The organism is Galbibacter mesophilus (assembly GCF_023721415.1).
Taxonomy (GTDB): Bacteria; Bacteroidota; Bacteroidia; order Flavobacteriales; family Flavobacteriaceae; genus Galbibacter; species Galbibacter mesophilus.
In genome coordinates this window covers 148,199-158,177 of record NZ_JAMQVC010000005.1, presented here as the reverse complement: position 1 = coordinate 158,177, position 9,979 = coordinate 148,199, and the positions used below count along the sequence as shown (strand labels likewise).

General features: G+C 37.8%; 8 protein-coding genes. All 8 read right to left on the bottom strand.

The window, feature by feature from the left end:
- Positions 1-381: 381 nt before the first annotated feature.
- A complete protein-coding gene (locus NDQ75_RS15235) occupies positions 382-1,077 on the bottom strand; it encodes a hypothetical protein (protein ID WP_202029783.1) in 696 nt (231 codons plus the stop codon).
- A gap of 311 nt (positions 1,078-1,388) precedes the next feature.
- Entirely contained in the window at positions 1,389-1,973 is a 585-nt protein-coding gene (locus NDQ75_RS15230) for a hypothetical protein (protein WP_202029784.1), read from the bottom strand.
- Between the two features lie 140 nt (positions 1,974-2,113).
- The gene (locus NDQ75_RS15940; protein WP_262895563.1) at positions 2,114-2,242 is read right to left on the bottom strand and encodes a hypothetical protein; all 129 of its coding nucleotides are present in this window, start codon (positions 2,240-2,242) and stop codon (positions 2,114-2,116) included.
- Positions 2,243-2,344: 102 nt separating this feature from the next.
- Positions 2,345-3,298 carry a nucleoside hydrolase gene (locus tag NDQ75_RS15225; protein WP_251762037.1) on the bottom strand — a complete coding sequence of 318 codons (954 nt, stop codon included), beginning with the start codon at positions 3,296-3,298 and terminating at the stop codon, positions 2,345-2,347.
- Position 3,299: 1 nt separating this feature from the next.
- Entirely contained in the window at positions 3,300-4,409 is a 1,110-nt protein-coding gene (locus tag NDQ75_RS15220; protein WP_202029786.1) for a WD40 repeat domain-containing protein, read from the bottom strand.
- Between the two features lie 306 nt (positions 4,410-4,715).
- Complete coding sequence (locus tag NDQ75_RS15215) at positions 4,716-5,969, bottom strand: FG-GAP repeat domain-containing protein (protein WP_202029787.1); 1,254 nt, start codon at positions 5,967-5,969, stop codon at positions 4,716-4,718.
- A gap of 18 nt (positions 5,970-5,987) precedes the next feature.
- On the bottom strand, positions 5,988-9,224 hold the full coding sequence (locus NDQ75_RS15210; protein WP_202029788.1) for an FG-GAP repeat domain-containing protein: 3,237 nt from the start codon (positions 9,222-9,224) through the stop codon (positions 5,988-5,990).
- Positions 9,225-9,893, bottom strand: coding sequence for an SGNH/GDSL hydrolase family protein (locus NDQ75_RS15205; RefSeq protein WP_202029789.1), 669 nt, complete (start codon positions 9,891-9,893; stop codon positions 9,225-9,227).
- Positions 9,894-9,979 lie beyond the last annotated feature (86 nt).

Sequence of the window (9,979 nt, the reverse complement as noted above, 5' to 3'; positions counted from 1 at the left end):
TTTTCGGGACCTTCTCGCAAAGGACCAAAACACCCAAAAACCGCCGGAACACCCTATTTTAAAGAACTTCGCCCTGTCGTCGGGGCCGTGGCCTCTCCTGCAAAGCGGGTGCAAATATAGGAATTGTTTTTTGTTCCCCGCAAGCTTTGCGCAAACTATTTTCAATCTTTTTTGCAACGTGCTTTGACAGTGTCGGTTACGGGGGAAGTTTTTTTTGGGAGGGCGGCGGGGCGTTCCGTACTATTATATATATGGGTATTCCGGTCTGACATCTTGGGACGGCAGTGGCCGTTATAAAAGGTGCCCTATCCTGGTCCAGGTTCCGGAAATTCCAGAGACGTGCCTGCGGTAGGAAGGCTTTGAGGAACGGGATGTTTACGTTTAAAGATTTGACGTTTCATTTTCCGCTGAATTATCCTCCTCTTCATTTTTAAATCCTCGCAGTATAAATTTCAAACCATAAACTTTATTATCAACAGGCTTCCATTCCGGAAACCCCAGATAATCTCCTGTTTCATTATAAGACCTTATGTTCAATTTAATAATTAGAACAAATAATGATAAAATGAGAATACCAATGACAATACTTACAGCTCCAAAAAAATAAGAAAAAAACATACCAAAACCACCCCCAATTAAATAGCTGTCATCTATTTTCAATATGGCGATATTCCCATTTATGCCCCTCTGGTCTAAATCCTTTAATTGGTATTCAATTTTTTTCAATCTTGACGAAACTTCTTCGTTTTTGTATATGTAAAAGGGTAAAATTTTACTCAGCTCTTTGAATTCCGTTAATTGCTTCTCCTTTAAAAAATTAATCGTTTTTTTGTACTCTACTTCAGACAAATCAAAACGATGTATCAACGTATCGGAAGAATTGGTTATTAAAGTCATTCCCACATAGCTATTGGAATTATATAAATAATTCAAGCTTAAGCTCTTCAATTGGGAAATTTTTAAGTCTGGATCTGCTCCTCTAAAAAAATGTAAAGGAAGTAGGTAAATAAATACCACCGATAGAAATCCAAACATTAAAAAACTAAAAACATTATTTACCATTTTATTTTCTTCCATAAGTGTACACAGTTATTATTAATTCTTCTGCTCCGCAAAGTTTCCCGACTTTGAGATCCGTAATCTTCTAATATCTTTCATGATTATTCATTGACGATGGTTAGTTTTAATACATCAATCCAATCTAAAACCGTAGCTGTTACAAAATGTGCCTTTTCTTGATCTCTTATTATGTAGCCTTCCTTCATAATCTATATATTTTTAAACCTTTTAGTTCCTAACTTCCGCGAAGTCGGGAGACTTTGCGGAGCGGGGCATAACGCTCACGCTAGCGGAAGGGTAGGCCTGTAGTCTGGCTCATCGAGCATTTATTATCGCCAACCATAACTTTGGTGCCAATCATTAACTAATTCTCCAAATTCCCCTATTTGGGGATCAAAAACTCTCCATTCTCCATATTCCCCAGCATACTGTATAGATATAGTATTAATTAAATTCCCCACCTTGTCTTTGTCCCAAGCAAAACCACGAAATTGAAGTCCTTGACCATAATGTCCATATCTATTATCCTCTACAGGAGGATTACTATGTTTTTCTTCTTCTATTTTCTCTAGGATTTTAGGGGATAATAATTCTGGAATTTGTAAAACCCTATGAATACTGCCATCTAGCTTATAAACCACGGCATTATTTGGCATGGGAAACTGATTATTTTGTCCTTCGTAAATGACGATCATATAACATTTATCTACAGAGGGATACGCAAATATATCTGTGTGATCATTCTTAAGGATTATTTTTTTAGCATTAAAAACCCACGAAACTCCTTTACTAGAAGAATCAAAAAAGTCGCTATATGCTTCACCAGAAGCATTTTTATAAACATCCATAGGATAGGATATGTCTACAGAAATTACCACACCATTATCATTAAAAAACTTTAAATCACGTATCATTTTATAAGATCAATTCCCTTTTTATTTTTCTCAGAAATAGACAAGTAAGACTTCCTATTTCCATTTCCTAAATATTCCATAAATTCATATTGCTGTTGCCTGCCGCTGCCGCACGAATCCTTTCGTGTGGTAATGCCCAATTAACCATAATACTCAAATTTTATAACATTTTCCAATAGCCCTTTTTCCTCTCCATAATCCATTACACTTTTATATACATAATCTTCAGCTTTAAAAACAAGACCAACCTCTACCAAACTGTGGTGCATTTCAAAATCGATTATTGAAGAAAAGAATATCCTTAAGCAGAATTCTATTAAAATAGTGTGAATTTAGTAAGTAGCCGGTAGATTATTTTATTGGTCGAAAACCTACCTAAAATCAGTATAAGCTGTATAGAGTTCCCAGAATTTGTCCTCCATGGCTTTTTCATCAATTTTAGTATAGACGCCTATGGTGCGTTGTGTGTTTTCGGGTGGAGTGGTCCTTTTTTCAAGTCTAGCCATGTTTGGGTTTACCACGGCTTCAATTAGCGCTAAATCCCACATAATCCATTTTCCTCTATTTTCAGCAACGTCTGTCCACAATTGTGCCAAAATCTGGGCGTTGGTATTCTTTTTGGCCTTTAACTTTTGAAGCGTCTCATCTCGATCGAATTTAAAATTATCCACAAAACTGATGGGCAGCATGGTGAGATCGAGATTTTTAGTATTGAAAAGTACATCGAGCGCATTGAGATCGTTTCTGGCATTGAAAGAATTTTTATTCCAAACAGCAGTCACCGCATTATACCGCGTGCCCAACATATACACTTTTATATTGGGAATAATCTCGGGAGCCGTTTCTATGGCAGCCGCTACATTGGTGGCCGGACCGAGGATACAAATATTCAGTTTGTTTTCCGGACTTCTTTTCTTTGCTTCCGAAATTATAAAATCAATTCCTTCGGAAGTGGGAACTTGTGCTCCTTGGTAATATCCCCACGTGTAGCCTATCATTTTTTCGGCACCTTGCGGATGAGGAATTTCCTCTTTCCCTAAAGATTTTAAAAGTTGCGCATTGAGCTGCTGACTAATTTTTACGGTATTGATTCCTTTCGTTTTGAAGGTATGCCACATGCTATCGGTTACCAGCATGGGATTGTTGAAATGTGCAGAAACCACTCCAATTACTTCTACTTTTGGATCTACCAAAGCACGGGTTATGGCGTAGAGATCATCCATTTCATTGCCGGTATCGGCATCAATGATGAGTGATGTTTTTTGGGAGAAGGCGGAATTCAGTATTAAAACAAACACCAAAAAACCGCCTATTTTTCTGTTCAACCTACTCATTTTTATCCTTCTTCAAGTCTTTATTGTTGAGTTGCTCACTCGCAATTCTATGATAGAAACCGTCTTTGTTCTGGGTATCAGACATAAACAAGTGGAGCTCCAGCAATCCACTATCTTCGTGAGCAGTCACTAACAAACGACCATCTTGTGAAAAATGTAAATACTCCGTTCTTGGCGATGGATATGCAGTTGCTAGTTTATAATCTTCCGTACGGTAAAAATTAACGGTCATGGAATGCCCGCCAGTTACCAAAAACTGACTATCTCTTGTGAACTCTACTGCTTCAATTTTTTCTTCCTCCTGAAATTGATTCAGTAGTTTTCCGGATTCGAAATCAAACATACGGGCACTTCTATCAAAAGAAGCAGTGGCCACCCATTTTCCATTGTCTGAAATCCGAACCGATTTAACCGAAGCCTTATGGTCACCATAATCCTTTACCACTTCCCCACTCGCTACATTTACGAGTTTTGCAAAACCAGTGTAAATGACTTTATTACTGTTTTTTTCTTTGTTTTGGTAATTTCCCCCGGCAATGAAGTGGGCGTCATCTTTTGTAAATTGAATTGAATTTACGGTAGAGCCTACCTTCACGCTCTTTATCAATTCAAAGGTGTTGGCATCCCAAAGGTTTACCAATCCGCTTTCGGTACCAGCGGCAATAATTTTTCCGTCATGGGACCACGTTATTCCGTCCAATCCACTTTTGTTATCTAAATCCTTCAAAAGCTTTCCGGTTTCAACATCCCAAATTTTCACAAGGTAATCTTCACCTCCGGTAGCGATTCTCTTATTATCGGGCGAAAAAGTAACGCATTCAACTTCCGATTCATGGTAGTTCTTCCAAAGCAAGCTTCCGTCAAGAACATCCCAAAGCATAACGGCATAACCAAACTTAGACCCCGAAACAATATACATTCCGTTAGGTGATAATTCGGCAGCCTCTACAGCTCTTAATTTCGGGGAAACATCGGCAATACGCTTCCAGACATTGGTAAGGGAAACACTTTCGCTATTGTAAATAGATTCTTCTTGTGCGTTTGCAGCAAGGAAAGTTAAGCATAGTACAGTTACAAGGAAGTAACGTTTTTTTTGTGGCATTTTGTTGGTTTTTTTAATTGTTATTCGATGTTAGCTCAATATAAATTATCAATGGTAAATACAAACAAATAATCTTTCCCATAGTACTTTCTTTTCATTTTTGTCTTGACACAAAAACGAAACAAAAAAGTCAAGACTGATTTAAAAAGTATAAAAAAATCTACGGAAACAACCTCCACAGATAAAAAGAACTCGCTACGCTCAAACAGCTTTTTATCTTTAGTCCAGCACTGCTTCCTTGATTTTCAATACTTTTTAAATAGGTCCGTTATTGTTTGCATACAGAATTATTACATTTAACTAATATCAGTTAATTTTATTTTCCTGTAAATATACTTCTTTTGCTTCATGATTTGGGTATCGGAAGAAATCCATATCGCCATCGCTGTCATAATCGATTGCTTGACCGTTGTAAATTCCGTCTTTTCCAAGTTCCATAGCTTTCCAATTTTTAAAATCCCCTTTGTTCAAATACAAAACAATCTCAAAACTTTCAACACCCAAGTTAACCGCGCGTCCTTTGTTTATCCCTGTAAGCACATCGTAATCGCCGTCTAAGTCAAAATCGAATACCTGTAAAGTATGGCACGCAGGAATACTATCTGCAATAATGGTTTCATTCCATTTATCTCCTTGCTTTTTGTACATAGCAACGGGATATCCAGCTCTTTCAGAATGTGAAATAAAAATTTCAGCTTTATCATCGCCATCCACATCTTTTAGGAAAGCCTTGGTTCCATTTCTAGACCAATCTCCTGTTTGATTGTTCCATTTTTCAGCAATATTTTCTTGTTTCCAAGGTTGCTTGCTATCTTCACCTGAGTTGTAAAATACAAATCCGGTTGCTACAATATCCACAAATCCGTCACCATCTACATCGCCAACGTCCATTCCTTCATGCAAGGGTTCATCTTTAATAAATTGTACACGCTCCCAGTTGTCGGCATCTTGTTGTTTAAAGATACTCAACGTATGCTCATCAAAAGTAAGTACTGCTAAATCCATTTTGCCATCTTTGTCAAAATCAGCAAAACTCACATCTTTTACTGCATCTGGAACTTCCCCAATAGTATGTGCTTTCCAATTTTCACCTTTTCCATCGTTCTCATACCAAAATAAGTAAGCGGTTGCACTAGCATCCGTCCATTCCCCAGGATGATTAATCCCAATAACATCCATATCGCCATCGCCATCAACGTCGTTTGCTTCTAAATCGCCGCCTGCAAAAAGACCTTCGCGTGGTGGCTTTTCAGCAATAATGTGCTTTTCCCATACTCCTTCTCCCTTTTTGCCTTTAGCATACGCCAATTCACCTCCAGAAGCATTATTATTTATGTATACAAAATCAGCAATACCATCTCCGGTAAGGTCTTTTGGGGTCTGCGCCCATAAAAACTGAACGCTATCAACTATTTTTCTTTGCTCAAAAGAGAGTTCCTTTTTTACAACTTCCTCTTTTGTTTCTTGTTTTTTTTCTGAAGTTTCTTTACAGCTCACAACAGCGGATAGCACTCCTAAAGTTGCCAATGCACTGCAGGTTGTTTTATGGAATAATTTCATTTTTATATTTATTTAGCGTTAGTTATTTTTCTCTATTACTTCTAAAATTGCTTCGGAAGCTTTTATATGTTCTTTTTCGTCTTCAACTGAAAAAGGCAGCATTCCAATGATAAAAGAATTCTTACCTTCTAACAAGGCAGTTGTATTTTCGTCTCTTCCAAAGCCAAAAACCGTCATGCCATCCTTGCTTGAAACCCCTTCTTCAGAATTCCCTAGATACCCCATTAAATCGGCTTTATCATCCTTTCTGCTTTGAGCGATAAAAAAGGTGTTCGCTGCATTTTCATTGCTGAAATATGCCCATTGATAGTTCCCCAAATCGAGGTTCCCTTTGTAAAAATCGGGATTTTTTGAAATGGGACCAGAAACATCGGTTCCGTACACCGAGGAAGAAGGATTGTATTTTCCTCCCGGTGTGCCTTCATATAAAAACCAATACGGATTACCATCTGTTTTTAAAATTTCCAATTTAGCATAATTATCTTCAATAGTCCACTCCCAAGCCCAATTTCCACTTTTGGATACGGTTTTTATCTTGTTATTCCCAATCATTTCAGAAGTACATTTATCGTGTCCAGGGTGCCCAGCGCCTCCATCAACTTCCGAACCGAACACTAGGTTTGGCAATCCGCGGAAAGAAGAGGCGGCTGCCTGCGGGTATGTTCCCCAAGGCTCTTTTTTAAAACTCACCCAATCGTTCCCTTCTTTATCAATGATTCTGGAAAAGCCGCCACCCGCTTTGTCATAATAATATGTAACGTTTGGTGTTTTGATAATAAAATGCGCTTTCCCTTCGTAGTCTTGTTCGTACACCAAATACTCTTTCTTCTCATTTCCCTTTTTTGCTTTCACTTTCAACATGATTCCTGGCCATTGCACGTCCATTCCGTGTACCATTTTACCATCGTGCAAAGGTGTTTTTAGGGTAGCTATTTCGTTTTCCCCTTTTTTTAGTGCTGAAATTTCTTCTTTGGTTAATGAAAGTTCATGATCAAAAGTGTCGTAACAGGGTAGCTTTTCGGTATCGAGCGGTATTTTTTGTTCGTTAATTGCCAAACCGGTTGCGTAACAAGGACTCCAACTGCGCCAATAAAGTTTGGCCTCTTGTATTTCATTTGAAGAAAAAGGCAGCATCATTTTTTGAATATGCTCGCCGTTACGTGTAGTCCAAAAAGGATCCTGCTCAAACGGTTTTACAACAGCGACTTGCTGTTCTGGGGAGATTTTTACTTCGGAAGGTTTGGACACATAGGTGTATCCATTTTTATCAGAAACCAAAGCCACCACTTTTGGCGCTTGATTTTGTACAGGCAACCAAGAATAATCCCATGAAACTGAAAAAGACGCTTTCTTTGAAGCACCTATGGGAGTGGTCAACTCACTTCTTTTATAATCATATTGCCATTTTTTATAGATTCCATCTCCTCCATAATTTACGTCTTCATAAAATCCAACGTAGGCAACTTTTTCAATTCCATCGGTTCGGTTTGTTTCCAAGGAGAACATCACCTCCCCATCTTTATGATCTTTTTTTTTTACTTCTGAAATTTTATCCGTTGAAAAAGCGAGGGATTTGTCGGTATCGTAATAAACGCGAAGTACCATTCCATACACCAAATTTTGAGGCCAATCCCACGATTGCTCTTTTCCTACCCACAGTTTAAAACTGTTTTTAGCTCCCTCATTTAAATATGAAAGAGGTACTGCTGCCCGAATATTTGTATGAAACATATAATCCGTTGCCGGAAAAGGTAACGATTTTGGTTCTGGTATGGCAATTGCTTTCCCTTGATTAAACTGAATTTTGAAATCCTTAGTATCTTCATGCGATTGTACTCTTTCAATAAAAACCTCTGCACCTATCGCATTTTTTAAATCTATTTGTTGCGGTAAACGAATAAAACCATCTTTGTGAAGTTCCGCTGGAAAATGATCTTCATTTATGGCATAGTCCAACTTTCCACCAACTCTTAGAAACTTTCCGTCATCACTTACATTTTCGGGCTTCCAAGGATAATCTTTAAAAATCATTCCCGTTTTCAACGATTTAATTTTATCGTTACGCCAAACATGCATAAAATTATGCTGATCCCAGCCAGCTCCTATAATGTCCAAATCGCCATCATTATCTAAGTCTATAAGTTTGGTTCCTAGGTGATTTTCCTTGCCTTGGTCAACAACCGTTTTCTTAAAATTACCTTTCCCATCATTCATCCACATTTGCACTTCGAGCGCTTCCCCTTTATGTTCAGCCGTCAAAATATCAATATCGCCATCATCATCAAAATCGGTAATATCTAAGTTATTCATAGAATATTGCTCCACCACTTCATGACTTTTCCAAGTAGCACCATTTACCTGCTCATACCACCATAAATGTGCATCAGGTTCTAGTCCAGGGTATCTTTCTTCCGTAAAAATCACATCCGCTTTATTGTCGCCATTAATATCAGCTACTTCGACACGATCAATGGGATGGTTAACGTGGGCGATTTCCGTGGGCTTCCATAAATCGGTTTCATTCCCAGGGTTTTCAAACCAAACCAAAATCTTCGGTTCTTCTTCCCCTTCTGGCCTTCTCCCTGCGGCTATGTCCATATCCCCATCATTATCAATATCGCCAACGCCTATTCCTTCATCTGAAGTGTTTTTACAAATCAAGCGCACTTCCCATTGGGTGTTTTCTGCATCCGTTTCTGGTACTTTTACTAAATAAATATCACCATTTCCTGCAATTAAAAATTCCGATTTCCCACCGGGAATAATTTGTGCCTTTTTAAACCCTTGACTATTTACATGGCTAGTGGCAGGCACTTCACCTATCTTTCTGCGCTTATACGCTGTACCCTCTTCATTTACCGCTTCATACCAGTATAAATTCGGTAATGCCTGCGCAATAATATCAGCATAGGGATCGCCGTCTACATCCATAAAAAAAATAGCATCAACGTTATCGTCCAACACTGTTCTTTTCCAAGGAGCTTTCATATCGCCACCCGGATTATGATACACGTAACGCCCAGAAATTACATCCAAATTACCATTGCGGTCTACATCCCCTGCGTCCAATCCGAAATAGCGCAACCAATCGGGATCATCCCAGTCTCCCCATTTTTGCTTTTTATCGTCTATTTGAATGTATTGCCAATTACTATTACTTATTTCTTGGGCATTAATGACACCCGTTGAAACAAAAAAGGCACACCCAATGGTTTTAATAAGTTGGTTGGTTAATTTTTTTAATCCCGTTTTCATTTATTCTAAATTGTATTTCTTTAAAATTGGTTTCATCGCTTTAGCCCATTGCGGATAAGCTTTAGGCGTTAAATGTGTATTGTCTGCTTGTACATATTCATCTAAAATATCGCCGTTTTCACATAAAAAAGGACGTAAGTCCATAAAGTCGTAACCTCGTTCTTGGCAAAATTGTTCCATTCTGTGGTTTAAAGAGTCTATTTTTAGATTCCTTTCTTTAGCCCCGCATTGATAAAGCACTGTAGTAAACACAGGATGGGTGCCTACATTTTTTATAGAATCCAATACCATACAAGTGTTTTGATAAATTCTATTGGTAGAAATTCCCAGTGTATAATCGTTGATTCCTCCCTTAAAAAAACAAACCTTCGGTTTATTCGGAATGACAAAATCTTTAATAACCCATGAAAGTTGCTGGGTGGTCCAACCAGGTTTTCCACCATTAAATACATCTTCGCGCTGCAGCACTTCTTTCCAATCCCCTTGATGGGTTATGGAATTCCCTAACATAACTATATTGATTTCCTTTTGTGTACTGATTTGCTTTTCCGAAGTAACTTTTTGAAAATCATCAGTTTCATTATTGGATTTTGACATAAAAATATAAAACACAAATCCGATATTTAACAAAACTGAAATAATTATCGCTATTTTTTTATAATTATTCATCAATTTAGCTTATAAAATGTGAAAATAACTTATAATAAACTTTTACACTTATCATATATTATCATTTATTCATATAATAATTTAGC